This window comes from Actinoplanes sp. 13 (assembly GCF_056134165.1).
On the sequence record NZ_JBVYOQ010000019.1, the window covers coordinates 62,750 to 87,753 of the forward strand.

Annotated in this window: 29 protein-coding genes, 1 pseudogene and 1 riboswitch; of the genes and pseudogenes, 14 read left to right on the forward strand and 16 right to left on the reverse strand. The window is 72.0% G+C overall.

Annotated features, from left to right (window positions below; genetic code table 11):
• Positions 1-6: 6 nt before the first annotated feature.
• The 8 genes and pseudogenes from AC0NH5_RS29635 (at position 7) to AC0NH5_RS29670 (ending at position 7,755) form a co-directional block, all read left to right on the forward strand.
• Positions 7-354 carry an HIT domain-containing protein gene (locus tag AC0NH5_RS29635; protein WP_474409990.1) on the forward strand — a complete coding sequence of 116 codons (348 nt, stop codon included), beginning with the start codon at positions 7-9 and terminating at the stop codon, positions 352-354.
• Positions 351-1,754, forward strand: coding sequence for a serine hydrolase domain-containing protein (locus AC0NH5_RS29640; RefSeq protein ID WP_474409992.1), 1,404 nt, complete (start codon positions 351-353; stop codon positions 1,752-1,754). The genes AC0NH5_RS29635 and AC0NH5_RS29640 overlap by 4 nt, the downstream gene beginning before the upstream one ends.
• 148 nt (positions 1,755-1,902) lie before the next feature.
• Positions 1,903-2,979, forward strand: coding sequence for a PhoH family protein (locus tag AC0NH5_RS29645; protein WP_474409993.1), 1,077 nt, complete (start codon positions 1,903-1,905; stop codon positions 2,977-2,979).
• A 23-nt stretch (positions 2,980-3,002) separates the two neighbouring features.
• Complete coding sequence (gene ybeY / locus AC0NH5_RS29650; protein ID WP_474409994.1) at positions 3,003-3,473, forward strand: rRNA maturation RNase YbeY; 471 nt, start codon at positions 3,003-3,005, stop codon at positions 3,471-3,473.
• Between the two features lie 2 nt (positions 3,474-3,475).
• Positions 3,476-4,891: a hemolysin family protein gene (locus AC0NH5_RS29655; protein WP_474409995.1), complete on the forward strand. Its 1,416-nt coding sequence runs from the start codon at positions 3,476-3,478 to the stop codon at positions 4,889-4,891.
• Complete coding sequence (locus AC0NH5_RS29660; RefSeq protein WP_474409996.1) at positions 4,884-5,267, forward strand: cytidine deaminase; 384 nt, start codon at positions 4,884-4,886, stop codon at positions 5,265-5,267. Before AC0NH5_RS29655 ends, AC0NH5_RS29660 begins: the two co-directional genes overlap by 8 nt.
• A 491-nt stretch (positions 5,268-5,758) precedes the next feature.
• Positions 5,759-6,631: pseudogene (gene era / locus AC0NH5_RS29665) on the forward strand (GTPase Era); the annotation flags it as partial.
• Positions 6,632-6,714: 83 nt separating this feature from the next.
• The gene (locus tag AC0NH5_RS29670) at positions 6,715-7,755 is read left to right on the forward strand and encodes an acyltransferase family protein (protein ID WP_474409998.1); all 1,041 of its coding nucleotides are present in this window, start codon (positions 6,715-6,717) and stop codon (positions 7,753-7,755) included.
• Here AC0NH5_RS29670 and AC0NH5_RS29675 read toward each other — a convergent pair.
• Entirely contained in the window at positions 7,742-8,512 is a 771-nt protein-coding gene (locus AC0NH5_RS29675; RefSeq protein ID WP_474409999.1) for a DUF4097 family beta strand repeat-containing protein, read from the reverse strand. The genes AC0NH5_RS29670 and AC0NH5_RS29675 overlap by 14 nt on opposite strands.
• Positions 8,513-8,619: 107 nt before the next feature.
• Between AC0NH5_RS29675 and recO the strand changes: the two genes are divergently transcribed.
• Both recO and AC0NH5_RS29685 read left to right on the forward strand, forming a co-directional pair.
• A complete protein-coding gene (gene recO, locus AC0NH5_RS29680; RefSeq protein WP_474410000.1) occupies positions 8,620-9,396 on the forward strand; it encodes a DNA repair protein RecO in 777 nt (258 codons plus the stop codon).
• Positions 9,393-10,175, forward strand: coding sequence for an isoprenyl transferase (locus AC0NH5_RS29685; RefSeq protein ID WP_474410002.1), 783 nt, complete (start codon positions 9,393-9,395; stop codon positions 10,173-10,175). The genes recO and AC0NH5_RS29685 overlap by 4 nt, the downstream gene beginning before the upstream one ends.
• A gap of 512 nt (positions 10,176-10,687) precedes the next feature.
• Here the strand turns inward: AC0NH5_RS29685 and AC0NH5_RS29690 are convergent.
• The 8 genes from AC0NH5_RS29690 to AC0NH5_RS29725 all read right to left on the reverse strand — a co-directional run bounded on the left by AC0NH5_RS29690 (position 10,688) and on the right by AC0NH5_RS29725 (position 18,039).
• Positions 10,688-11,362, reverse strand: a complete 675-nt coding sequence (locus AC0NH5_RS29690) for an HAD family hydrolase (protein ID WP_474410003.1) — start codon at positions 11,360-11,362, stop codon at positions 10,688-10,690.
• Complete coding sequence (locus AC0NH5_RS29695; RefSeq protein ID WP_474410004.1) at positions 11,359-11,655, reverse strand: MTH1187 family thiamine-binding protein; 297 nt, start codon at positions 11,653-11,655, stop codon at positions 11,359-11,361. The genes AC0NH5_RS29690 and AC0NH5_RS29695 overlap by 4 nt, the downstream gene beginning before the upstream one ends.
• 252 nt (positions 11,656-11,907) lie before the next feature.
• Entirely contained in the window at positions 11,908-12,837 is a 930-nt protein-coding gene (locus tag AC0NH5_RS29700) for a 5,10-methylenetetrahydrofolate reductase (protein WP_474410006.1), read from the reverse strand.
• Positions 12,838-12,861: 24 nt separating this feature from the next.
• A complete protein-coding gene (locus AC0NH5_RS29705) occupies positions 12,862-13,377 on the reverse strand; it encodes a hypothetical protein (protein ID WP_474410008.1) in 516 nt (171 codons plus the stop codon).
• Complete coding sequence (locus AC0NH5_RS29710) at positions 13,374-15,083, reverse strand: histidinol-phosphatase (RefSeq protein ID WP_474410009.1); 1,710 nt, start codon at positions 15,081-15,083, stop codon at positions 13,374-13,376. The genes AC0NH5_RS29705 and AC0NH5_RS29710 overlap by 4 nt, the downstream gene beginning before the upstream one ends.
• Positions 15,084-15,156: 73 nt before the next feature.
• Positions 15,157-15,954 carry an energy-coupling factor transporter transmembrane component T family protein gene (locus tag AC0NH5_RS29715; protein WP_474410150.1) on the reverse strand — a complete coding sequence of 266 codons (798 nt, stop codon included), beginning with the start codon at positions 15,952-15,954 and terminating at the stop codon, positions 15,157-15,159.
• A gap of 2 nt (positions 15,955-15,956) precedes the next feature.
• Positions 15,957-17,447, reverse strand: a complete 1,491-nt coding sequence (locus AC0NH5_RS29720) for an ABC transporter ATP-binding protein (protein ID WP_474410011.1) — start codon at positions 17,445-17,447, stop codon at positions 15,957-15,959.
• Position 17,448: 1 nt separating this feature from the next.
• Positions 17,449-18,039 carry an ECF transporter S component gene (locus AC0NH5_RS29725; RefSeq protein ID WP_474410012.1) on the reverse strand — a complete coding sequence of 197 codons (591 nt, stop codon included), beginning with the start codon at positions 18,037-18,039 and terminating at the stop codon, positions 17,449-17,451.
• A gap of 70 nt (positions 18,040-18,109) precedes the next feature.
• A riboswitch (TPP riboswitch) is annotated at positions 18,110-18,214 on the reverse strand.
• Positions 18,215-18,343: 129 nt separating this feature from the next.
• Here AC0NH5_RS29725 and AC0NH5_RS29730 point away from each other — a divergent pair.
• Positions 18,344-19,156, forward strand: coding sequence for an alpha/beta fold hydrolase (locus tag AC0NH5_RS29730; protein ID WP_474410014.1), 813 nt, complete (start codon positions 18,344-18,346; stop codon positions 19,154-19,156).
• Between the two features lie 30 nt (positions 19,157-19,186).
• Positions 19,187-19,750, forward strand: a complete 564-nt coding sequence (locus tag AC0NH5_RS29735; protein ID WP_474410016.1) for a DUF6328 family protein — start codon at positions 19,187-19,189, stop codon at positions 19,748-19,750.
• Here AC0NH5_RS29735 and AC0NH5_RS29740 read toward each other — a convergent pair.
• From AC0NH5_RS29740 to AC0NH5_RS29770, 7 genes are all read right to left on the reverse strand, one after another.
• Positions 19,719-20,324: a hypothetical protein gene (locus AC0NH5_RS29740; protein ID WP_474410017.1), complete on the reverse strand. Its 606-nt coding sequence runs from the start codon at positions 20,322-20,324 to the stop codon at positions 19,719-19,721. The genes AC0NH5_RS29735 and AC0NH5_RS29740 overlap by 32 nt on opposite strands.
• 16 nt (positions 20,325-20,340) lie before the next feature.
• Positions 20,341-20,754 (reverse strand): Fur family transcriptional regulator, encoded by a 414-nt coding sequence (locus tag AC0NH5_RS29745; RefSeq protein ID WP_474410019.1) that lies wholly within the window; start codon positions 20,752-20,754, stop codon positions 20,341-20,343.
• On the reverse strand, positions 20,751-21,050 hold the full coding sequence (locus tag AC0NH5_RS29750; RefSeq protein WP_474410021.1) for an ArsR/SmtB family transcription factor: 300 nt from the start codon (positions 21,048-21,050) through the stop codon (positions 20,751-20,753). The genes AC0NH5_RS29745 and AC0NH5_RS29750 overlap by 4 nt, the downstream gene beginning before the upstream one ends.
• Positions 21,047-21,925 (reverse strand): metal ABC transporter permease, encoded by an 879-nt coding sequence (locus AC0NH5_RS29755; RefSeq protein WP_474410022.1) that lies wholly within the window; start codon positions 21,923-21,925, stop codon positions 21,047-21,049. Before AC0NH5_RS29755 ends, AC0NH5_RS29750 begins: the two co-directional genes overlap by 4 nt.
• Complete coding sequence (locus tag AC0NH5_RS29760; RefSeq protein WP_474410024.1) at positions 21,925-22,713, reverse strand: metal ABC transporter ATP-binding protein; 789 nt, start codon at positions 22,711-22,713, stop codon at positions 21,925-21,927. Before AC0NH5_RS29760 ends, AC0NH5_RS29755 begins: the two co-directional genes overlap by 1 nt.
• A gap of 85 nt (positions 22,714-22,798) precedes the next feature.
• The gene (locus AC0NH5_RS29765) at positions 22,799-23,728 is read right to left on the reverse strand and encodes a metal ABC transporter substrate-binding protein (protein ID WP_474410026.1); all 930 of its coding nucleotides are present in this window, start codon (positions 23,726-23,728) and stop codon (positions 22,799-22,801) included.
• Positions 23,729-23,789: 61 nt separating this feature from the next.
• Positions 23,790-24,044, reverse strand: a complete 255-nt coding sequence (locus tag AC0NH5_RS29770; protein WP_474410028.1) for a DUF6703 family protein — start codon at positions 24,042-24,044, stop codon at positions 23,790-23,792.
• A gap of 34 nt (positions 24,045-24,078) precedes the next feature.
• On the opposite strand from AC0NH5_RS29770, the gene AC0NH5_RS29775 reads away from it, so the two are divergent.
• Positions 24,079-24,420 (forward strand): antibiotic biosynthesis monooxygenase family protein, encoded by a 342-nt coding sequence (locus tag AC0NH5_RS29775; RefSeq protein WP_474410031.1) that lies wholly within the window; start codon positions 24,079-24,081, stop codon positions 24,418-24,420.
• A 16-nt stretch (positions 24,421-24,436) separates the two neighbouring features.
• Positions 24,437-24,982 carry a hypothetical protein gene (locus AC0NH5_RS29780; protein ID WP_474410032.1) on the forward strand — a complete coding sequence of 182 codons (546 nt, stop codon included), beginning with the start codon at positions 24,437-24,439 and terminating at the stop codon, positions 24,980-24,982.
• Positions 24,983-25,004: the final 22 nt, after the last annotated feature.

Below are 25,004 nucleotides of genomic sequence, written 5' to 3' on the forward strand. Positions count from 1 at the left end.
CGACAGGTGGAAAACTCCTGCCTCTTCTGCCGGATCGTGGCCGGCGAGATCCCGGCGACCGTCGTACACCGCACCGGGACCACCCTGGCCTTTCGCGACATCGACCCGAAGGCGCCCACCCACGTCCTGGTGATTCCGCTGGCACACCACGCCGACGTGACCGCGCTGGCCGCCGACCCGGCCGCCGCCGCGGACGTGCTGGCCACCGCCGCGAAGGTAGCCGAGCTGGAGGGCCTGGCGGGGGGATTCCGGGTGATCTTCAACACCGGGAGGCACGGCGGCCAGGAGGTCTTCCACGTCCACGCGCACGTGGTCGGCGGCGCCCCGCTCGGCCCGATGCTGGCCGGCAAGTGACCAGCGTCCCCACCCCCGCGCCCGCCGCACGCTACGAACGGGCGGCCCGCAAGGCGCAGGCCGACGGGCGCATCCCGGCGCTGTCGGTGGCCCTGCACCGTGCCGACCGGGAGCCCTGGGTCTGCACCGTCGGCGACTCCGGCAACCCGGAGCACCCGCTCGGCGCGGGCAGCCGGTTCCGGATCGGCTCGGTCACCAAGACCTTCACCGCGGTGCTCGTCATGCAGGCCCGTGACGAAGGCCTGATCGACCTCGACGCGCCGATCTCGGCGTACCTCGACGTGCCCGCACACGGCGACGCCACCGTCCGCCGGCTGCTCTCGCACACCGCGGGCTTCCAGCGCGAGCCGTACGGCGACGTCTGGGACACGTTGATCGCCCCGGACGCGGCCCGGATGCTCGCGGAGCTGGACCGGGCCGAGCGGGTGCTGCCCAACGCCCGCCGCTTCCACTACTCCAACCTCGGTCTCGCGGTGCTCGGCCAGGCGGTGGCGAAGGTCCGCGGCGGCACCTGGGAGCAGATCCTCACCGAACGGGTCCTCACCCCGCTCGGCCTGACCGCCACCACGGTGGACCGGCCGGCCGAGGCGGTCGTCGGATATCTGGTCGACGCGTACTCCGACGCCGCCCGCCCCGAGCCGCCGGTCGACCTGGGCGGCGTCGCGCCGGCCGCCCAGCTCTGGAGCAGCGCGGCCGACATGGCCCGGTGGGCCGCCTTCCTGGCCGACCCGGCGACCGTCGATCCGCGCGGCCGGGTGCTGGCCGCCGGCACCGTCGACGAGATGCGCTGGCCGCTCACCACCACCGACGATTCGCTCTGGGCGGCCGGCTTCGGGCTCGGCCTGATCCTGGTGCCGGACGGCAAACGGGTGACCCACGTCGGCCACGACGGCGCGATGCCCGGTTTCCTGGCCGGCGTCTACGGCCGGCGCGGCGGCGAGGGCAACCCCGGCGCGCTGGGTTGCGCGGTCCTCGGCTCGTCGGGCACCGCTGGTCAGACCAACGAGCTGGTGCACGAGCTGCTGCGGCTCACCACCGACCTGGACCCCGCCGAGATCCGGCCGTGGAGTCCGGCGCCGCCCGCGCCCGCCCGGTTCCGGTCGGTGCTCGGCCGGTGGTGGAGCGAGGGCTCCGAGTTCATCTTCGGCTGGCACGACGGGCAGCTGCAGGCCCGGATCGCGGAGGCGCCGGCGGACCGCCCGCCCGCGGTCTTCGCCGAGCTGCCGGACCGGCCGGACGTGCTGCGCACGATCTCCGGCCGGGAGGCGGGCGAGCTGCTGAGGCTGACCCGGGACGAGTCCGGGGCGGTGGTGCGGATGCACTGGGCGACGTACCGGTTCACCCGTTTGCAGGAGGCCTTCGACGGCGTGCCGGCGTCGGCCGGGGCGGAACCGGCGTGAGCCGGCGATCCGGGGGAACAGCCGCGCGATAATGGCATCGGCGGGCGGGCGGCCGAGCGGATAGGATGGCACGATCCTTGAGCACGCCGCCCCGTCCGGGACGACGAAGAGTTAGAGAGCAGGTGGCGGAGGCCCCCAGGGCCGCCCTATGACCGGTACGCCGAATTCTTCCAGCACGGGCTCGTCCGGCCCGGTGCGGGCGCAGACCAAGATCTCGGTGAACGATCCGAAGATCATGGTGAACCTGCTCGGCGCCAAGGACGAGATCCTCCGTCTCATCGAGCGGTCCGTCGGCAGCGACGTGCACGTCCGCGGCAATGAGATCACCATCACCGGTGAGCCCGCCGAGAACGCGACGGCGGAACGCCTCTTCTCCGAGTTGATCGAGCTGATCGAGAAGGGTGAGACGCTGACCGTCGACGCGGTCCGGCGCACCCTCGCCATGCTCGAGGCCAACACCGCCGAGCGCCCGGCCGAGGTGCTCACCCTCAACATTTTGTCCCGGCGCGGGCGCACCATCCGGCCCAAGACGCTGGGGCAGAAGCGGTACGTCGACGCCATCGACGAGAACACCATCGTCTTCGGCATCGGCCCCGCCGGTACGGGTAAGACGTACCTGGCGATGGCCAAGGCCGTGCAGGCGCTGACGGCCAAGCAGATCAGCCGGATCATCCTGACCCGGCCGGCGGTCGAGGCGGGTGAGCGGCTGGGGTTCCTGCCCGGCACGCTGACCGAGAAGATCGACCCCTACCTACGGCCGCTCTACGACGCCCTGCACGACATGCTCGACCCGGAGTCGATCCCGCGGCTGATGGCGGCCGGCACGATCGAGGTCGCGCCGCTGGCGTACATGCGCGGGCGCACCCTCAACGACGCGTTCATCATTCTCGACGAGGCGCAGAACACCACGCCCGAGCAGATGAAGATGTTCCTGACCCGGCTCGGCTTCGGCGCCAAGATCGTGGTCACCGGCGACGTCACCCAGGTCGACCTGCCCGGCGGCACGACCAGCGGCCTCAAGGTCGTGCGGGAGATCCTGCGCGGCGTGGAGGACGTGCACTTCGCGGAGCTGTCCAGCTCCGACGTGGTGCGGCACCGGCTGGTCGCCGAGATCGTCGACGCCTACGCGAGGTACGACGCCGTGCAGGAACAACAGACTAATTCCGTTCACGCCGTGCCGGGCCGGGCTGCCAGCGGTGGCCGCTCGCCGGGCCGCCGGCGCTAGTCACAAGGGGTAAGCGCGCCACTATGTCCATCGAGATCGCCAACGAGTCGGGAGTCGAGGTCGACACCGACGCGATCCTCGCGGTTGCCCGGCACGCGCTCGACGAGATGGGGGTCAACCCGCTCGCCGAGCTGTCGATCCTGCTCGTCGACATCGAGTACATGGCCGAGCTGAACCATCGGTGGATGGGCGGCGACGGTCCGACCGACGTGCTGGCCTTCCCGATGGACGAGGGCAGCGTCGACCACGGGCCCGGCGAGTCGGGCGCCGGTGAGCCGGCCCTGCTGGGCGACATCGTGCTGGCGCCGGAGGTGGCCTCGAAGCAGGCCGCCGCGGCCGGGCACTCGGCGGCCGACGAGCTGCATCTGCTCACCGTGCACGGCGCGCTGCACCTGCTCGGCTACGACCACGCCGAGCCGGAGGAGGAACGGGAGATGTTCGCGCTGCAGAACAAGCTTCTGCAGAGCTGGCGCGCGGGCCGCAAGGCCGGCTGACCATGGAGCCCGCCCATGGGTCCGTCCCGCCGGCTGACGGCGGCCTGACGGATCTCGCGACGTTCGCGGCGGCTCCGGTCTCGGCCGGCCTGCCCGACCTGCAACTGATCATCGTCGCGGTGCTGCTGGTGCTGCTGGCCGGCTTCGCGTCGATGACCGACGCGGCACTGGCCACGGTCTCCTCGGCCCGCGCCGCGGAGATGGCCCGGGAGGGACGCCGGGGCGCGGGCGCGCTGGCCGCGGTCGCCTCCGACGTGGTCCGCTACGTCAACCTGCTCCTGCTGCTCCGGCTGCTGTGCGAGCTCACCGCGACCACGATGGTCGCGCTGGTCGCGGTCGACACCTGGGGTGTCGGCTGGCGCGCGGCGCTGGTCGCGGCCGGCGCGATGACGCTGATCAGCTTCGTGGTGGTGGGTGTCGCGCCGCGCACGCTGGGCCGCCAGCACGCGTACGCGGTGGGCCGCGCGACCGCCCCGCTGGTGCGCTGGCTCGGCAAGGTGCTGAACCCGCTGGCAAAACTTCTGATCCTGATCGGCAACGCGGTGACGCCCGGCAAGGGCTTCCCGGAGGGCCCGTTCGGCAGCCAGGTGGAGCTGCGTGAGCTGGTCGACCTGGCCGAGCAGCGCGGGGTGGTCGAGCACGGCGAGCGGGAGATGATCCACTCGGTGTTCGCGCTGGGGGACACGATCGCCCGTGAGGTGATGGTCCCGCGTACCGAGATGGTGTGGATCGAAGCGCCGAAGACGCTGCAGCAGGCGCTCTTCCTCTTCCTGCGATCCGGCTTCTCCCGCATCCCGGTGATCGGCGAGAGCGTCGACGACGTGCTGGGCGTGCTCTATCTGAAGGACGTGATCCGGCGGACCCAGTCCGGCGATCCGGCGGTGACCGCGCAGGCGGTGGCCGACGCGATGCGCCCGGCGACCTTCGTGCCGGAGTCCAAGCCGGTCGACGACCTGCTCTCCGAGATGCAGGCGGCCCGCAACCACCTGGTGATCGTGGTCGACGAGTACGGTGGCACCGCCGGCCTGGTGACCATCGAGGACATCCTCGAGGAGATCGTCGGCGAGATCACCGACGAGTACGACGTGGAGCGCCCGCCGATCGAGCACCTGGAGGACGGCTCGGTCCGGGTCGCCGCCCGGCTCCCGATCGAGGACCTGGGCGACGTGTTCGGCGTGGAGCTGCCCGCCGACGAGGTGGAGACGGTCGGCGGCCTGCTCGCGCAGACGCTGGGCCGGGTCCCGATCCCCGGCGCCCACGCGGAGGTCGGTGGCCTGCACCTGACCGCCGAGGGCGCCACCGGCCGGCGGAACCGGATCGACTCAGTGCTGGTGCGCCGGGTGCAACCGGAGCCGGCGGCCGAGCAGAACGACGACGACATTGCCGAGACCGAGGAAAGACAACCCGCTGATGCCTGAGCAGACCAACGCCCCCGCAACCGTTCCGAGCGCGGACGGCGCTGTGCTGACTGCCGAGGACGCCAAGCTCGTCACCCTGGCCCGCAGTTCGCGTGCCCGGGCCGGTGCGGTCGAGGGCGCGGCGGTGCGCGACCAGGACGGCCGCACCTACGCGGCGGCGACGGTGACGCTGCCCAGCCTCGCGGTGACCGCGCTGCAGCTGGCGGTGGCGCAGGCGGCGGCGTCCGGGGCGACCCGGCTGGAGGCGGCGGCGGTGGTGACCGAGGCGTCGACGCTGGACGGCGCGGGCCACGCGGCGGTGCGGGACCTGGCCGAGGATGCGCCGATCCACGTGGCGGGCCCGGACGGCGCGCTGCTCGGCACGGTCACCCGATGACCCAGGAGCAGAACCCCGGGGAGCGGCGCCTGACCGCCGGCGAGCGCAACGAACTGCGCCGGCAGGAGCGGCGCGCGGCGCGGCGCACGGCGGCGGGCCAGGGCACCTCACAGCAGGGCAGATCGCAGGGCGCATCGCAGGCCAGATCGCAGAGCGCATCGCAGGGCAGGCCGCAGGGCGCATCGCAGGGCCGATCGCAGGGCGCATCGCAGGGCCGATCGCAGGGCGCGGAGCAGCGGGGACGCGGGCACGGCGGGGCGCGGGGCGGTCCGTCGGGCGAGCGGGGCGCGACCGGTGGGTCCGGCGCCGGCTCGCGCGGTGGTCGTTCCGGCGGAGGCTCTTCGGGTACGCGTGAAGCACAGTCCCCACCGGCTGCCCGGGGACGGTCGAAGGCTTCCGCGGAGCGGTCGGATACGCGTACCCCCAAGGGTGTCTCCCCCCGCAAGCACCGGCACAAGGCCGCGCGTGCCGAAAAGCTCCAGGACGATGTCTATCGTGCCGGTTTTGCCTGCTTCGTCGGCCGGCCCAACGCCGGCAAGTCGACGCTGACGAACGCGATCGTCGGTCAGAAGATCGCGATCACCTCGAGCAAGCCGCAGACCACCCGGCACGTGATCCGGGGCATCCTGCACCGGCCGGACGCGCAGCTGGTGCTGGTCGACACGCCGGGCCTGCACCGGCCCCGCACGCTGCTCGGCGAGCGGCTGAACGACCTGGTCCGCGAGACGTGGAGCGAGGTCGACGTGATCGGGGTGTGCTTCCCGGCGGACGAGCCGATCGGCCGCGGCGACCGGTTCATCTCGGCGGAGATCAGCGAGCTCAAGGCCACCGTGATCGCCGTGGTCACCAAGGTCGACCTGGTCGATCCGGCCACCCTGGCGGAGCGCCTGCTCGCCGTCGCCCAGCTCTACGACTTCGCCGAGGTGGTGCCGGTCAGCGCCGTCTCCGGGCACCAGGTGGAGAACCTCACCGACCTGATGGTGAAGCACCTGCCGGAGTCGCCGCAGCTGTACCCGGACGACGTCCTCACCGACGAGCCCGAGCAGGTACTGATCGCCGAGCTGATCCGCGAGGCGGCGCTCGAGGGTGTGCGGGACGAGCTGCCGCACTCCATCGCGGTGCTGGTCGAGGAGATGATGGTGGAGGGCCGGCTCACCAAGATCTACGCCGATCTGTATGTGGAGCGGGACAGCCAGAAGTCGATCGTGATCGGGTCACAGGGCACGCGACTCAAGGAGGTCGGCTCGCGGGCCCGGGCGGAGATCGAGCAGCTGCTGGGTACGAAGGTTTACCTGGATCTTCACGTGCGCGTCGCCAAGGAGTGGCAGCGGGATCCGAAGCAGCTTCGTAAACTCGGATTCTAGATCTAAACATGGACATAGCCTGACTATGGGATAATTCACCGCAGTTTGTGCTATAAGGGTGGCTCCGGGTAACACCTTTGGCCATGCGAAACCGGTACCTGGATCTGTTGCGCGCCGTCGCAACCGTCCGAGTGGTGACCTATCACCTGACCGGATGGGCGGCCTTCACGGTCGTCTTCCCGGCGATGTCGGTGATGTTCGCCCTGGCCGGATCGCTGATGGCGGCCTCGCTGGACCGGTTCGGGGTGTGGTCGGTCGAGCGGCGGCTGCGGCGGCTGCTCCCGTCGCTGTGGGTGATCGCGGTGATCGCCGTGCCGACCATGCTGGTCGCCGGCACGCCGTGGGACGCGCGCCTGCTGCTGTGGGGCTTCCCGATCGTCGACCCCGAGGCGACCGGGTGGTGGATGCAGTCGCTGAGCCACGCCTGGTACCTGCGGGACTTCCTGTGGCTGGTGCTGCTCTCCCCGGTCCTGCTGCCGCTGTTCCGCCGCTTCCCGGTCGTCGCGGTGCTGACGCCGTACTCGGCGCTGGCGGTGCTGGAACTGGGCCACTTCACAGTGCCGCCGGTCGCCCGCGACCTCGCTCTCTACGGCGGGGCGTGGCTGCTGGGCTTCGCCCACCACGACGGGCATCTGGCACGGCTCAGCCGGCGCACGGTGGCGACGCTGGCCACGGTCATCGCGGTGCCGGCGGCGGTATGGGTGGTGACACACCCCGGACCGCGGGGGTACGACCTGAACGACATCCCGCTCGGCAACGCGCTCTGGTCGGCCGCGTTCATCCTGGTGGCGCTGCGGATCTCGCCGATGGTGCGGGAGCACCGGGCGATCACGCTGCTCAACGCGCGGGCCCTGACGATCTATCTGTGGCATGTGCCGCTGATCGTCGGGGTGACGCAGGTGGGCGAGCGCCACGGGCTGCCGGTCCACGGGGCGGTGGGCATCGGGTGGCGGGCGATCGCGGTCGTCGCGCTGCTGGCCGTGGTGATCGCGCTGGTCGGCTGGGTGGAGGACTGGGCGGCCGGGCGGCGCCCGGCGATGTGGCCGGGGCGGCGCGTCCCGGTGCCCGTGTCGCCGGCACCGGCCGGGGCGGGGGTGCTCGCGTCCAGCTCTAGCGGATCATGAGATTCAGATCGCCGCTGCGGGTGCGCAGATCGAGCAGGTGTGCCGCCTTCGGGTCGATGCCGATGCTCGGGTCGATCATCTCGTCGCCGCTGCTGGTGTCGGCGCGCACCCGGTAACCGCCGGCCGGCACGGTGACGCCGAGGTCGCCGCTGCTCACCGCGGCGGTCACCGAGGCCGGCTCGATGATGCTGAGCACCATGTCGCCGGAGGTGGCGCGTGCCGTGATCGGGCCGGCGATATCGAGCGCGCTGAGGTCGCCGGAGGTGACTTCCACCTCCACCTCCGGTGCGCCGTCCACCATCAGGTCCCCGGAGGTCGCGCGGACCTTCACCGGGCCGGTGGCCTGGTGCACGCCGACGTCGCCGGAAGTCACCTTCAGGTCGACCGTGCCGACCTGGTCGAGCTGCACGTCACCGGAGCGCAGCTCGCCGCGGACAGCCACCCCGGCCGGCGCATCGATCTGGTAGGACGTGTAGCAGCTGGAGCCGCAGTCCGAGGCCAGCGTCAGCACCGTGCCGGTGAGCTGGTACGACGGGCCGGGATTGGTGGAGCCGCGCACCTCCCGCTGGATCCGGGTCTCGGTGGCCGTGCCGGTGGTCACCAGCACGTCGGCGCTGCCGCCGGTCAGCACGATCTCGGTGACCTTCACCTTCTCCGAGTCGTCGAAGGTCATCTTGGCGCCCACCACGCCGTCGCAGCCGGCCAGCGCGATCAGCGAGGCAGCGGCGGCGAGGGTAACGACAACTCGTCGGCTCATGATGGTGACGCTATTTCCCGGGTCACCCGGGCACCATGGGTCCCGTCCCCGAGCCGACCCTGAGATCCGGGTCAGGGTATGTCGTAGGCACCGGGCAGAATGACGGGGTGCCCGCCGGATACCGCCGCCAGCTCTACCGCGACGACGCGGTCGTTCTGCGTGTGCAGAAACTGGGTGAGAGCGACCGGATCGTCACCCTGCTGACCCGCCGGCACGGCCGGCTGCGCGCGGTCGCCCGCGGTGTGCGCCGCACCTCGTCCCGTTTCGGCGCCCGGCTGGAGCCCTTCGGCCACATCGACCTGCAGCTCGCCGGCTCACCGGAAGGGCTGGGCAGCTCGCTGCACTCGGTCAGCCAGGTCGAGGCGGTGACACTGTTCGGCAAGAGCTTCCTCGCCGACTACCCGCGTTACACTGCGGCCAGCGCGATCTGCGAGACCGCCGAGCGGCTCACCCCGGTCGAGCGGGAGCCCGCGCTGCGGCTCTTCCAGCTCACCCTCGGCGCGCTCAAGGCCCTCGCGGCCGGCGAGCACGCGGGCAGCCTGGTGCTGGACGCCTACCTGTTGCGCGCGATGGCCTTCGCCGGCTGGGCGCCCGCCGTCACCGAATGCGCCGTCTGCGGCACCCCCGGGCAGCACGCGGCCTTCGCCGTGCCGGCCGGTGGCGCCGTCTGCCCCGACTGCCGCCCGCCCGGGGCCGCCCACCCCAGCCCGGTCACCCTCGGCCTGATGAACGCGCTGACCGTCGGCGACTGGGCGTTCGCCGACGCCACCGAGTCCCCGGTCCGCCGGGAGTGCAGCGGCCTGGTCGCCGCCCACCTGCAATGGCACATGGAGCGGGCGCTGCGCTCGCTGCCGCTTGTCGATCGACGGGAGTTGAACCCTTGACGCCGCGCCCGCCCACCCCGCACATCTCCGGTGCCCGGCCGCCCAAACTGCCCGCCGCCGCGGTCCCGCGCCACGTGGCGATCGTGATGGACGGCAACGGCCGCTGGGCCAAGGAACGGGGGCTCTCCCGCACCAAGGGGCACGAGCAGGGGGAGCACTCGCTCTTCGACACCGTCGAGGGCGCCATCGAGCTGGGCATCCCGTACCTCTCGGCGTACGCGTTCTCCACCGAGAACTGGAAGCGCTCGCCCGAGGAGGTGCGCTTCCTGATGGGCTTCAACCGCGACGTCATCCGCCGGCGCCGCGACCAGCTGGTCGAGCTCGGCGTGCGGGTGGTCTGGTCGGGACGCGCCGGCCGGCTGTGGAAAAGCGTGATCTCCGAGCTGCAGACCGCCGAGGAGATGAGCCGGCACAACAAGACGCTCACCCTGCAGTTCTGCGTCAACTACGGCGGCCAGGCGGAGATCGCCGACGCGGCGGCGGCCATCGCGCGGGACGTGGCGGCGGGCAAGCTGAAGGCCGACAAGGTCACCGAGAAGACGATCGCGAAATACCTCTACCACCCCGAGGTTCCCGAGGTCGACATGTTCCTGCGGCCCTCCGGCGAGCAGCGCACGTCGAACTTCCTGCTGTGGCAGTCGGCCTACGCCGAGATGGTCTACCTGGACACCCTCTGGCCCGACTTCGACCGGCGCCACCTGTGGTACGCGTGCGAGCTCTACGCCCAGCGCGACCGGCGCTTCGGCGGGGCGCTGCCCAACCCGGTCAGCCCCACCTGACCGGACGGCCCACCGAGCCGCTCCCACAGCCACCTTCGACGCGCTCGCCACGCCACGCCACGCCCCGCCACGCTGCGCCGTGCCACGCCATGCGCCCTGCGCCGCGCTGCGCCGCCCTGCGCCGCGCTGCGCCGCCCTGTGCCACGCCCCGCCGCGCTGCGCCCGCCCGTCCCGCCGCACCGTGCCACGCCACGCCCCGCGACGCTGCGCCCTGTGCCACGGCACGCGCCCTGCGCCGCGCTGCCCTGTGCCACGCCCCGCCGCGCTGCGCCCGCCCGTCCCGCCGCACCGTGCCACGCCACGCACCCTGCGCCGCGCCTCGCCGCGCCCGCCCCGTCTCCGCTGCGCCACGCCACGCCACGCCCGCCGCGCTGCCTGGGTCGAGCCCGCGTGTGGGGACTTTGGGTGCGGAGTGAGCCTTAAGTCCCCACGGTGCGGGGGTGAGCCCTTGTGTGGGGACTTTGGGTGCGGAGCGAACCTCAAGTCCCCACGCTGGGTGGGCGCTTGGGGGGTCAGGTGGTCAGGGCGCGGACCGCGATTTCGACGTCGCTGAGGTCGGGCAGCACGGTGTGCGCGCCGGCCTCGGCCAGCTCGGCCGCCGCCGTGGCACCGGTTGCCACCGCGACCGCGACCGCCCCGTTGGCCAGCGCCGCCGACACGTCGTTGACCGTGTCGCCGATGACGACCGGGCGGAACGCCTCGCCGTACTTCGCCTCGGCCCGTTCCAGGCTGCGCCGCACCAGGGTGGCGCGGACGCTGTCGTCCGTGCCGTAACCGCCCACCTCGGCGTCGAACGAGCCGTCCAGCCCGAACGCCGCCACCTTCGCCGCGGCCACCTCCGGGACGTTGCCGGTGACCAGCGTCTGCACCACACCGGGATCGTCGCCGAGGCGGGTCAGCACCTCACGGACACCCGGCATCAGCGAGCCCTGCTCGGCGAACTCGTGCCGACTCGCCGCGATCTTCTCGACGTAGCGGGCGAAGAACCGCTCCGGCGTGCAGTCGGTGACACCGTGCGCGCGGAACACCTCGGCGCAGATGGCCAGGTCGGTGCGCCCGCCGAAGACCGGTGTGTCCCGCCAGGCCACCCCGGTCAGCTCGGTGAACGCCGCCTTCCAGGCCCGGGCGGCGACCCCGCCGCCGCGCAGCAGCGTGTAGTCGATGTCCCACATCACCAGGCGCCTCACGACTGGTTCAGCACCCGTTCGATGTGTTCCACCTTGGCGGTCAGCGCGCCGGTGACACCCGGCCGGACGTCGGCCTTGAGCGAGAGGCTGACCCGCGGCGAGACCGCCGCGACGGCGTCCACCGCCTGTTTCACGACGGCCATCACCTCGTCCCACTCGCCCTCGATGGTGGTGAACATGGCGTCGGTCCGGTTCGGCAGGCCGGAGGCCCGGACGACCCGCACGGCCTCGGCCACCGCATCACCGACCGAGTCGCCCGCGCCGATCGGCGTGACGGAAAAGGCAACCAGCATGCCCCCATCCTCCCAGCCCTCACCGCTTGAGTCGATCAAGGTGTACGACCGTCCCCGGCGTTCTCCACTTCGACAACGACTTCGCCCAGGTGGCGAAGGTGACCGGCCAGCCGACTCGATGGGGTCCTCGTGCCGGACCCGGTCGACTGACTGCCGTCGGTCCGCGAACCGGTGAAGTACCGACCGGGTGAGATCGGCGCCGGCCCGCGTCGGCACCTTGAGCACCCACTCTCCGCGGGCGCGGCGGGCGGGTCAGGGGCGTCGGTCTCGCTCGCGGAGGAGGGTGGCCACCTCGTTGGCGAGCTGGGTGGTGGCCTCGATCTCGGTACGCCGGATCGACACGTTCTCGACGTTGAAGCCGTATGGCATGCCCAGGTTCTCGCAGAAGTCGGCCAGGTCGCGGGCGATCGCCGTGCACTGGCGGTACGACTCGGCGAGCGGGTCGGGGGAGTGCCGCAGCGAGTTCTGCAGCCAGCGGGGGACGTCGACGCCCAGCCAGTCCAGGAACGCCAGGGTCTTCAGGGATCCGCAGAGCGACAGCGTGAAGATCAGGGTGCGGGGTGCGACGCCCCGGGCGCGGCACTCGTAGAAGTAGTCGCTGATCAGGTTCTTCGTCTCGTTGACCTGGTAGACGACCTGCGAGATGAAGTACGAGACGCCGTTCTCCTGTTTGGCGAGCATGCGCAGGTGTTCGTCGCGGCGTTTGCCGATCGTCACGGCGCCCAGCGGCAGGTCGGGCCGGACGGCGGCGCGCAGTTCCTGTGCCTCGCGCAGGCCGCAGCGCACCGGCTTGCCGCCGGAGGAGGGGCCCACGAAGACGCTGAGGACCCGGGAGTCCACGCCGGTCATCCAGTCCCGCAGATCGTCGACGGAGTACTTGCCGACGCAGCGGTAGATGACCACCGGGTTCCGCCAGCCGGTCAGGTGCTCGGCGTAATAGCGGGCCGGGTCCAGCGTCGGCAGGTACGGGAAGGGCCGCTCGTCCGGGTTGCGGTCGGACTCGTCGTCGATGTCGTACAGCAGCAGGCCGTCCAGGTCGAGACCGCCGAGGCGCTGCAGGGTGGCCTCGGCGATCTCTTTGATCCGTTCTTCGGTGGTGCTACGGCGCGGCGGCGTGAGACTGAAGAGCAGCACGCCGCTGCGCGCCTCGGCCAGCATCTGTGGCAACAGGATCCCCGACATGACCTCAGCCTAGAAAGCGTCCGATCAGTGGTCGGCACAGCAGGGGGTGGGATCCCGCCTTTCGAACGGCACGAGCCGTCCGCCGGCCGCCGGTGTGGTCACCAGCACCAGTTCGCCGTCGCGGAACTGCGGGCGGACGAAGTCGCCGGTCTCCACCACCGTCGTGGGGTCCGCCGGCCCGCTGCCGAGCACCTCGACCCGGGAGATCGAGCTGCGCTGCAGGATCTCGCTGACCGTCAGTTCGCCGGTCAGCCGTTCGACGCCGGGAAACCGCACCGCACGCCCGGACTGCCCGGCGGCGGCGAGGGTGGCGGCGCCCGACAGCTCCGGTGGGCCGGGCAGGTCGTGCCCGGTGAGGACACTGATCGCCACGTGCGGGAACGGTGACGTGACCAGGTGGGTGCAGGCCAGCACCGGCGCCGGGGACAGCGACTGGATCCAGTGGTCGGCCTCGGCCAGGGTGCGGTGACCGAAACTGATCCCGACGATCCGGGCGGCGCCGGCTGCGGGGGCAGCCGGCGCCATCGGAAGTGCAGTCATCGGGGGAGGACCCAGATGGGGTTGGTGTAGAACCACAGGTCGCCCCACGGGTCGGCGGAGCCGATCACGTCGAGCTGGGGGCCGTACGGGTCGACCGCGGTGCCCATCAGGCCCGGCTGGGTGCGGTTGCCGTCGGTCCCGCGCACCCGCAGGTAGAACGGCTTGTCGAGGCGGCCCAGCGCGTACGACAGGGTGATCTTCCCGCTGGTCTGCGAGATCTCGAAGGACTTGACCACCTTGGTGTTCGGGGTGGTGAACGCGTCCTTGTCGGCGACCGGGCCGGTGACCGTGCCGACGATCACGTCGACCCGCTTGAGCGCCGGGACGAAGCCCGCCCAGTTCGGCACGTCCTGGAGGTCGATCTCGAGGACCAGTTCGGTGGAGGTGCCCCGCCGGACCTGGAGCACACCGCCGAGCGGCGTCCCGTGCGCGGTGCGACGGTCGCCGGCGACGCGGACCCGGGCGTCCAGGCCCTTGATCAGCCGGCCGTGGTCGACCCACACGCGTCCGGCGCGCAGGCCGTCCATGACGGCTCGGTAGGAGAACGACGACGACCCGACGTTGGTACGCCCGTAGAAGCCCGGCCAGAAGTCGCCCGCCCCGGTGTTGATCGTCCCGGCGTAGACCGGGTCGTTGTACTTGCCGTTGGCGGCGAAGTCGCTGCCCGGGCCGCGCTCGGTCTGGTCCAGGTAGTTGACGTGGCTGTCCGAGTTGACGGTGATCCACCACGCCTTACCCTCGGCGAGCAGGCTGTCCCAGAGGCCGCCGACGGTGGCGGTCATCCAGTCGAAGCCGCCCCAGGTGCGGTAGCTCTCCAGCGGGTAGCCGGGGAACGACGCGGCCGACGGGTTGTTGTCGTAGAAGCCGCGCGCGCCGCCGCGGCCGTTCGGCGCCGGGATGCCCGCGGCCTGGTGGCCCGGGGCGCCCTCGAAGCCGACCGCGACGGTCGGGTCGGCGTCGCGCCAGTTGCGGATCTCGTGCGGCGAGTCGATGCCGCGCCGGGCCGGGTGGTTGGCCAGGAACAGCGCGCCGTCGATCTTGCGGCGGCGCACCTGCTCGCCGAGGAACTTGATGCCGGCGATCGCCATGGCCTCGTTCTGCGCGGCGGTGTTGGTGGCCGGCAGCAGCGACCCGTCGTAGGCGTTCTCGAACTGCTTGAGGACGTCGACCTCGTTCTTGCCCGGGTGCACGAAGACGGTGGCGTGCTCGGCGGCCGGGATGTTCCACTCCAGGCCCTGGAACGTGAGCAGCTCGGGCAGCTCGGCGCGGGTCTTGCGGATGTCCGGGTTGACCTTGTCGACGCCGATCTTGGCGTGTGTTGCGCTGCCGTGGTCGGTGATGACGAGCCAGTCCAGGCCGTACGCGTGGCCCTTCAGCGCCTGGTCGATGACCCGGTACTGACCGTCCGAGCTGTACTGCGTGTGGATGTGGTGGTCGCCGGCGAGCCAGCGGAAGCCGCCCTTGGCCGAGCCGCCACCGGCGTGGTCGTGGGTGTGCGGGAGCCCGGCGGCAGCGGCGGCGCCGGGGCGGGCCAGCACCGAGGCGGCCGCGCCGGCGCCGAGCAGGCCGGCTCCGAGAAGGAAGCGGCGACGGGTGGCGTCGCCGGGGGAGAGCTCGGTGTCCGGGACGCTCAGGTCGAGCGCGGGCGGAACGTCGGCGCCGGTGGCGTCCTCGACGTGATGATGATGATCGTGGCCGTGACCCATGCGCGTCACCTTCGTCCGAGAAGGACAACGGCCGCTGGCGATCCGATGACCACCCGGCGAACGATCGAAAAGATCAACCGACGATCGGCCGGAAGAATCCCCAGGCGACGGAGAGCGTCAGGATCGCCGCGGCTGCCAGCCCGGCGCAGACCACCAGCGCGGTGTCCCCGCCGGTGAAGAGCTGCCGGCGGGCGTACGTGCGGGGCGTGCCGGAGTCGAAGCCGCGCGCGTCCATCGCCACCGCCAGCCGCACGCCGCGCCGCAGCGCGCCGACCAGCAGGGCGAACGCCGTCGACACGAACAGCCGCAGGGTGGCTGCCGGGTTGCGCCCGGCGTCCACACCACGGGCGCGGCGGGCGAGGGTGAGCGCCCGCCACTCCTGGCCGAGCAGCGGCACCATCCGGAACGCGGCCAGCGCCCCGATCGCGAACCGGGCCGGCGCCTTGGCGTTCTGCACCAGCGCGTCGGCCAGATCGGTCGGGTCGGTGGTGGCGAGCACGATGAGGCCGGGCAGCGCCACCGCGAAGATCCGCAGCGCCAGCGCGCCGGCGGTGGCCAGCACGCCGGTGGTGATGTCGATCGGCCCGAGTGACACCAGCGTCTCGCCGCTGCGGTCGGCGGCGAACAGCACCATGGTGACCAGCACCCCGGCCACCGTCAGCAGCAGCGGCGCCGCCCGCCGGAGCAGCAGCCGCAGCCGCACCCCGAAGAGCGGCAGCAGGGCCAGCTCGACGACCAGCGCGGCAGCCGGCGTGAAGGGGTCCACCGTCGCGATCAGCGGCAGCGAGAAGAGCAGGGCGGCGCCCAGCTTGGCGACGGGGTTGCGGCGCGCCAGCGGCGCGGACACGTCCGCGATGGGTGCGAGCGACAGGCTCAAGGTCGCGTCCTCCGCGGCAGGGGGTCCGGCGCCGGCTCTCCGAGGGCCAACATCCGATCAGCGAGGGTACGCACGAAAGCGTCGTCGTGGGTGACCGCGACGATCCCGTGCCCCTGCGTCCGCAGCGCGGCCAGCAGGTCGACCAGCTCCCGCCAGGTGCGGCGGTCCTGACCGAACGTGGGCTCGTCCAGCACCAGCAGCCGGGGGGCGGTGGCCAGCGCGGTCGCCACGCTCAGCCGGCGCGCCTCTCCGCCGGAGAGGGTGTACGGGTTGGCCTCGGCGAGCCGGCTCAGGCGCAGCCGGTCCAGCAGCTCGTCGACGATCCGCCGGACCTCCGCCGGGGACCGGCCGATCCGGCGCGGCCCGAGCGCCAGCTCGTCGGCGACCCGCCCGGTGACGAACTGGTGTTCCGGGTTCTGGAAGACCGACCCGATCCGCTGGGTCAGCGTGGTGGCCCGCCACCGGTGCGGCGGTCGCCGGTCACCGAACCCCTCGATCCGCCCGGAGGTGGGCGCGATCAGTCCGCCGAGCAGCAGCGCCAGGGTCGACTTGCCGGCGCCGTTGGGCCCGGTGACGGCCAGCACCTCGCCCGCCGCGGCACAGACCGAGACGGGGGCCAGACGACCGGCCACGGTGACGTGCTCCGCGCGTACCAAAGGAGGGTTTGCCTGGTTCGGCGCCGCCTTGACCGGCGAGGTGCGGAAACCGGGCACCCAGACGCCCTCGTCCGCCAGCTTGTCGCCGAAGGCGGCGAAGATCACGTCGGGTGCGCCGTCGGCGCGCACCCCACCACCCGGCTCCAGCACGACCACGCGGTCGACCAGCGGCAGGGCCTCCGCCACCCGGTGCTCGACGATGATCAGCGTGGTCTCCGGCCCGGTGGCCCGGCCGACCGCCTCGCGAATCAGCTCGGCGCCCTGCGGATCGAGATTGGCGGTGGGCTCGTCCAGCAGCAGCAGGCCGGGCCGCAGGGCGAGGACGCCGGCGAGTGCGAGACGCTGCGCCTCGCCGCCGGAGAGCGCGGCGGTGAGCCGGTTGATCGGGTACGCGAAGCCGACGCGATCCAGCACGTCGGAGACCCGTGGCCAGATGTCCTTGGCGGGTACACCCCGGTTCTCCAGGCCGAACGCGACGTCGTCCCCGCTGCGGGCCATCACCAGCTGGGTCTGCGGATCCTGGAAGACGATGCCCACCGGCGACTGTGCTGTTACCGGCGCCTGGTCCTCCGGACGGCGCGGAGGACCCGCTGAAACCCGGGAGGCCTTCCGTGGCTCCAGTCCATCGATCTCGATCGTGCCCTCGGCCTCGCCGGAGTCCTCGGGCAGCAGACCGGCCAGCGCGGCGAGCAGCGTGCTCTTGCCGGCCCCGGAGGGACCGAGCAGCAGCACCCGCTCGCCGTGCCGGATGTCCAGGTCCAGCCCGCGGACCGCCCAGGCGCGGCGCCCGGCGTGCCGCCACCCGAAGCCGCGGAGCCGCACCTCGCTCATGTCAGATCAGTTCCCGTTCCCGGCCCGCTCCGAACCGGTCCAGCACCCCGGTCGGCGCCAGCGCCCGGACCAGCGCCCAGCTGCCGAGACCGGCCAGGATCGTGCCGCTGATCACGGTGATCAGCGCGTAGGGGACGCGGTAGGACCAGAGGTCGGTCTCCGAGTTCCACGCGAAGAAGTCGAAGATCGCGGCGCTCACACCGGTCATCGCGCCGGCCAGCAGGGCGGCCGGCAGACGGTACGACCGGTAGCGCAGCGCCGCGAAGACGAGCTCCGCGCCGAGGCCCTGCACCAGCCCCTGCGGGATGACGGTGAGGCCCCACGCGTTGCCGAGCAGCGCGGAGACGATCGCCGCCACCAGCTCGGTGTAGAGCGAGGCGCCCGGCTTGCGGATGATCAGGCCGGCGAGGACGGCCGGCATCAGCCAGATCCCGTAGAGCAGGGCCTGCGCCGGCGGGAAGAAGGCGAAGGCGCTCTCGGTGACCGCCCAGACCGTGTTCCAGGCCCAGAAGATCACGCCGAACGCCACGGCGATCACCGAGGCGATCACGATGTCCATCGTTCGCCAGCGGTTGGTGGTGCTGTCTTTCATGACGCCTCCCAGCGGGTACCGGGAGGAGACGCACGCCGCGGCACCGGGCGGCGATGCCCGGGCACGACGCGGCTGGAGTGGACCGAACTTCCTGCGCTGGCATTACCCAGATCAGGTACGAGGGTCTGCGGGTTCACCCGCACTCTCAGCGCTGTGCGCTCCCCTGTCGGATCGAAGTTTCACCCGTCCCCGGCCTCGAACCGCGCACGGCGCGGATCTCCGTCGGAGGCGGACTACCTTCGGTGGATGTGCTTCGATGACGCTAACACCAGGTAACGGCCGGGAACAGGGAGGGAGCGATCACATGGAGGTCAAGGCTCGGGGGCTGACGTTCGACGTGTACGCGGGCGGGCCCGAGGACGGCGAGCCGGTGCTCCTGCTGCACGGTTTCCCACAGGACCACCGGGAGTTCGACCTGCTGGCGCCGCGCCTGCACGCCGCTGGTCTGCGCACCTACGCCATGGACCAGCGCGGCTACACGGCGGGCGCCCGGCCCGACGAAGTGTCCGCCTATCGGCTGGACGAGATGGTGGCCGACGCCCTCGCGGTGCTCGACGACCTCGGCGTGGAGAAGGCGCACGTGGTCGGCCACGACTGGGGCGCGCACATCGGCTGGCTGCTGGCCGCCCGCCACCCGGACCGGCTCCGCACGCTCACCGCGATCTCGGTGCCGCACCCCCGCGCTCTGATGCTGGCCCTGCGGGTGCGCCCGTCGCAGCGCGCCCGGTTCGCGTACTTCAAGGTCTTCCAGTCCGGCGCCGCGGAACGGCTGCTGCTCGGCCGGAACGCCACCGTGCTGCGCTGGATGCTGCGCCCGCTGCACCACGCCGAGCAGTACGTCGAGGCGATGCGGGAGCCGGGCCGGCTCACCGGCGGGCTGAACTGGTACCGGGCCTTCTCCCTGGACCAGGTGGCCGGGGTGGGCGTGGTGAAGGTGCCGACCACCTACGTGTGGAGCGACCGGGACGGTGTGGTCGGACTGACCGCCGCCCTCCGGACCGCCGACTGGGTGGAGGCCGACTATCAGCTGGTGGCCATGAAGGGTGTCAGCCACTGGGTGCCTGAACAGGCGCCGCGCGAGCTGGCGGACGCCGTGCTGGCACGGATCGGCGTTTGATGATGAGCCGGATCGGGAAGGCTGCGCGACATGGCGGTCGACACCCACACTCCCCGAGAACATTCACCCCAAGAGCCATCGCGTCACTCCGGTGGCGAGACCGAGAAGCAGCGCTGGGACCGGAACTTCGCTGACCTGCTGCAGGAGCTGCGGGTCGCGCAGACCGGCGTGCAGATCCTCTTCGCGTTCCTGCTGACCCTTCCGTTCAGCAGCGGCTTCCCGCAGGCCACGAACTTCCAGAAGGACACCTACATCGTGGCGCTGATCAGTGCGGCGTTCGCCACCGCGCTGATCATCTCGCCGGTCGCGTTCCACCGCGCGCTGTTCCGGCAGGGCCGCAAGCCCGAGCTGGTGCGGTACGCGCACAAGGTGGCGTCCGCCGGGCTGGCGTTCATGCTCGTCTCGATGGTCAGCAGCGTCCTGCTGATCACCGATTACGTGCTGGACTGGAAGTGGGCGATCGCGTTGACCGTGGCCACCGCCATCTGGTTCCTGGCGTACTGGGTGGCGCTGCCGTTCGCCCACCGCAACTGGGGTGAGGACGAGGACGAGAACGACGACGTCAGCGACGGCGCCGCAGACCGAGCTGCCTGAGCTCCAGTTCGGCCAGCGCGTTCACCGCGCCGGTGTCGCCGGCCCGCCAGCTCTGCGCGATGTCCGGGCCGAGCCGCGCCAGCTCGTTGAGCGGCCGGCCGGCCAACGCACGCAGCGCCAGCAGGTCCCGGCCGGCCGGATCGTCGCGGACGGCGGCGGCGACACCGGCCCGGCGCATCCAGCGCAGCCGTGCCGGGAGCCATCCGAAGAGCACCAGCGCCACCGGGACGGAGATCGCCACCAGCGGCAGGATCAGTGCCAGCTGATCGACGAACTGCTGCTGTTCCCGGCCGGCGTCGGCGATGGCGCGGGCGGCGTCGGCGGCGCCGGTGAACGGCGCGGTCAGCTCGTCACCGACGATCGGCACCCGGCCCACCTTGCTGCCGGCGTCGGCCAGGTTGTCGGCGATGCCGCTGCCGGCGCCCTCCAGCTTCTGGCCGGGCACGGCCAGCTTCTGCACCAGGTCGTTGATCCACAGTGCGACCCGGATCCACAGATAGATCCAGAGCACGACCAGGACGTCGGTGAGGAGCTGGCGGATCACGGTGGGCAGCCGGTCGGCGTAGAGCTTCACCCCGGAAGGGTCGCACTCACCGTTTCGCGGCGCACTCCGGGCACGTCCCGAAGATCTCCATCGTGTGCGAGACGTCGACGAAGCCGTGCTGACCGGCCACCTTGTCCGCCCAGGACTCCACCGCCGGGCCGGCCACCTCGACGGTCCGGCCGCAGGACCGGCACACCAGGTGATGGTGGTGCCCCTGGCTGCACCGGCGGTACAGGTGCTCGCCGCCGGGCGGGCGCATCACGTCGATCTCACCGGCGTCGGCGAGTCCCTGCAACGTCCGGTACACCGTGGTCAGCCCGACCTGCTCGCCCCGCTCCCGCAGCATCGCGTGCAGGTCCTGCGCGCTGTGGAAGCCCTCGGTCTCGGCGAGGACGGCGCTGACCGCGCTGCGCTGCTTGGTGTTGCGGGGCGCGGCGTCCGAGTTGACTGGCGGGTTCACTGTCGGCTCTCCCTGGCGTGGCTCACGGCGTCGGTGACGATGTGCGCGACGTGTTCGTCCACCAGGGAGTATGCGATCTCCCGGCCGCGCCGCACCCCGCGCACCACACCGGCGCCGCGCAGGACCCGCAGGTGCTGCGAGACGAGCGGCTGCGGGGCGCCCAGTTTCTCCACCAGATCGTGCACACATCGCTCACCCGTGCCGAGCTCGACCACGATGGCGACGCGAATGGGGGCGGAGAGGGCGCGCAGCAGCGCGCCGGCTGATTCGTACGCTTCGTACCCGGTGGTCGTCATGGTTGTCCCACCGTTTTTAGCACGACGTCCGGTGGCTCCGCCGTCACCGGCGGGCGGGAGTGCCGGCGCAGCGCCCGCCGGATCATGCCGCCGATCGTGGTGCCGAGGAAGGCCACCAGTGCCATCAGCACCGTGGTGGCGCCGGGCGCGGTGTCCGCCTCGGCCGAGACCAGCACCCCGGCCGCGGCCGAGCCCAGCCCGATCAGCATGGCCACCGCCATGGTGCTGCGGAAGCCGCGGGTGACCTGCTGAGCGGCGGCGACCGGGACCACCATCAGCGCGGAGACCAGCAGGAGGCCGACGGTGCGCATGGCGATCGTCACGGTCACCGCGGTGGTCACCGCGAGCAGGATGTTGAGCGTGCGCACCGGCAGGCCGCTGACCCGGGCATACTCCTCGTCGTTGCAGAGCGCGAACAACGCCGGCCGCAGCAGCAGCATGGCCGCCAGCACGGCCACCGCGAGCCCGCCGATCACCGCGATGTCCTGCGGCGACGTGGTGATCAACGACCCGAACAGGTACTGCATCAGGTTCGAGTTGCCTTTGTCGTCGGAGAGCCCGACCAGCACCACGCCGCCCGCGATGCCGCCGTAGAACAGCAGCGCCAGCGCCAGGTCGCCGGAGGTGCGCCCGCGCTCGCGGATCAGCTCCACACCGACCGCCCCGATCGTGGCGACCACCACCGCGGTGAGCACCGGGGAGTTGTTCGTCAGCAGGCCGACCCCGACACCGGTCAGCGCGACGTGCCCGATCCCGTCCCCGATCAGCGACAGGCGGCGCTGCACCAGGTAGATACCGAGGGCGGGCGCGGTGAGACCGATGATCAACGCGCCGGCCAGGGCGCGGAGCATGAAGGGGTACGCGAGAAGCTCCATCAGTACGTTCTGGTCCCCTCGGTCGGCGCCCACTCGCAGATGCCGGCCGCCACCTCGTCGGCGTGCGGGTGCACGTGGTCGTGATCCGGCTCGGCGTGGTGGCCGGCCGGTTCCGGGGACGGCCCCTCGTAGGCGATCCGGCCGTCGTGCACCACGACGGCCCGCCCGATCAGCGGCCGCAGCGGGCCCAGCTCGTGCAGCACCAGCAGGATCGTGCCGCCGGCCGTGGCGAACCGGGTCAGCGCCGCGGCGAACGCCTCCTGGCTCGCCGCGTCCACGCCGGCGTTCGGCTCGTCCAGCACCAGCAGGTCGGGCCGGCCGGCCAGCGCGCGGGCGATCAGGGTGCGCTGCTGCTGACCCCCGGAGAGGGTGGCCACCGGGTCGTCGATGCGGTCCAGCAGGCCGACGTCGGTCAGCGCGTCACGGACCGCCGTCTTGTCCGCCGCGCCGGGCAGCTGGAAGATCCCGCGCCGGGCCAGGCGCCCGGACGCGACCACCTCGCCGACCGTGGCGGGCACCCCGCTGCCGGCGCCGAGGCGCTGCGGCACATAGCCGATCCGGGCCCACTGCCGGAACCGGCGCTGCGGCGTGCCGAACAACTCGATCTCGCCGCGCCGCAGCGGCACCAGGCCGAGGATGGTCCGGATCAGCGTGGACTTGCCGGAGCCGTTGGCGCCGAGCACCGCGACCACGTCGCCGGGAGGCAGGCTGAGCGAGACGTCCCGGAGGATCTCCCGCCCGTCGTAACCGGCCGCGGCGTTCCGGACGTCGACCACGCTGTCAGTCATGCTGGGCCTCCTTGGCCATGCCCTCCTGGCCCTCGCGTGCGGCGTCGCGGGGAAGGTGCGGCCGGGTGCCGCTCGGTGCAGTCGGTCATGACGAACACTCCAGGGCGCTGGTGAGCGTGGCCAGGTTGGTCCGCATCACCGAAAAGTAGTCCAGGTTCTCGTCGGTCAGCCCCTCCAGGGGGTCGAGCACCGCGGTCTCGGCGCCGACCTCGCGGGCGATGGTCTCGGCGACCTTCGGGCTGACCAGGGTCTCGAAGAAGATCGTGGTGGCGCCCAGCTCCTTGGCCTCGGCGGCGACCGCGGCCAGGCGCTGCGGCGACGGCTCGGCCTCCGGGTCGATGCCGGTGATGCCGATCTGGTCCAGGTCGTACCGGTCGGCCAGGTAGTGGAACGCGGTGTGGCTGGTCACGATCTCGCGGTGCGCGCAGGTCTTGAGCCCCTGGGTGAACTCGCCGTCCAGCGCGGTCAGCTCGGTGCGCAGCGCGGCTGCTCGGGCGGTGTAGTCCGCCGCGTGGTCCGGGTCGGCCTTGCCGAGCCGCTCGGCGAGCTTGTCCGCGATGGTGGCCAGCCGGGTCGGGTCCAGCCAGACGTGCGGGTCGGTGCCGCCGCTCTCCTCGGCGTGCGCCTCCGCCTCCTCGCCGGCGTGCTCCTCGGCGTGGGCGTCGGCCTCGGCGGCAGTCAGCATCGGCACCGCCGAGGCGGCGTCGAAGCCGCGCTCGCCGCCGTTCTGCTTCACGGCCTCGTCCACCGCGGGCTGGAAACCGCCGAGATAGACCACCAGGCCGGCGTCGGTGACCTGGCCCACCTGACTCGCGCTCAGCTCGACGTCGTGCGGTTCGGCGCCGGCCTTGGTGAGGTTGGTGACGCTGACGGCGTCGCCGCCGACCCGCTCGCTGACGAACTGGAGCGGGTAGAAGGCGGAGACGACGGAGAGCTTGCCGTCGTCGCTCGACGTCCCTCCGCAGCCGGTCAGGGCGACCAGAAGGACCAGGGCGGGGAGCAGGCGGCGCATCATGCCAGCAACTGTCGTCGATAATGACAATGATTGTCAAAAGCGCATGGATTTCCTCCGGCTCTCACAGCGCTTTGGACACCACCGCGACGACCAGAAGGCTGAGCAGCACCAGCCGAACGACCCGGGTCGGCGGCGTCTGCACCGGCCAGGTGGTGAACGTGAGGGCGCCCAGGCCGGCCGCGAGCGCGGCCAGCAGCAGCGCCCCGATGATCCCGGGCAGGAAGAGGCCGGCCAGGAAGAGAGCCAGAGCGCCGAGGAAGGCCGCCGTGGGGCTGACCCTGGACAGGCGGCGCAGCAGGTTGTCGGACGGTGTCACTGGCGGCTCCTCCTGGCGTGCGTACGCTTGTCACATGCTGGTGCTCAACCGCTTCCACGTCCCGCCGGACACGCAGGACGGCTTCGTCTCCCAGGCGCACGCCGCGCTCACCGCGCTGGCGGGCTGCCGGGGTTACCGGTCCGGCCGGCTCGCCCGCGCCCTGGAGGACACCGCCGCCTGGACCCTGGTCACCGAGTGGGAGTCCGTCGGAGCCTACCGGCGCGCCCTCGGCGCGTACGAGGTGAAGGTGAACGCCACCCCGCTGCTGGCAGTGTCGCTCGACGAGCCGTCGGCGTTCGAGACCCTCGCCGAGGCCGCGCCCGGCGAGTCCGTGGTGATCACCGGCAGCGACCGGGCAGCCGAGCCGTGGCGCTGAGAACTAGGCTGGGGACATGAGTACGGCGCCCTATTCACCGCCGCCCTTCCCGGGGCAGTTCCCGCCGCCCCCGCCGGGCGGTGCGGCGCCGCCGCCCCCGCCGGGCCCGGGTGTCCACCCACCGTTCCCGGCGCCGCCGGTCGAGGGCAAGGGCCGCCGCATCGGGGTGGGTCTCGGCATCGGCGCCGGTGTGCTGCTGCTGGTCTGCGGTGGCGGCGCCGCCGCGCTGTTCGGCCTCGGCTCGGCCGCTGACGACGCCATCAACGAGCAGGCCACCGTGGTCGTCGAGCGATACATGGAGTCGGTTCAGGACCGCGACTTCGCCGAGGCGTACGAGCAGTTGTGCCGCGACGCCCAAGCCGACGAGAGTCAGGCGGAGTACACCGCACGGATGTCCGCCGAAGAGCCGCTCCGGTCGTACGATGTGGGTGATCTCGATCTGGTGAATTTCAACGTGCCGGTCGACGTGACCTACTCCGACGGCGACGTGGACCGCCTCCGGGCCCGCATCGCGCAGAACACCACAACAGGCGCGTTCGAGGTGTGCGACGTCGAGGAGTAACCTCGCTTTTCGTCCTGTCCGC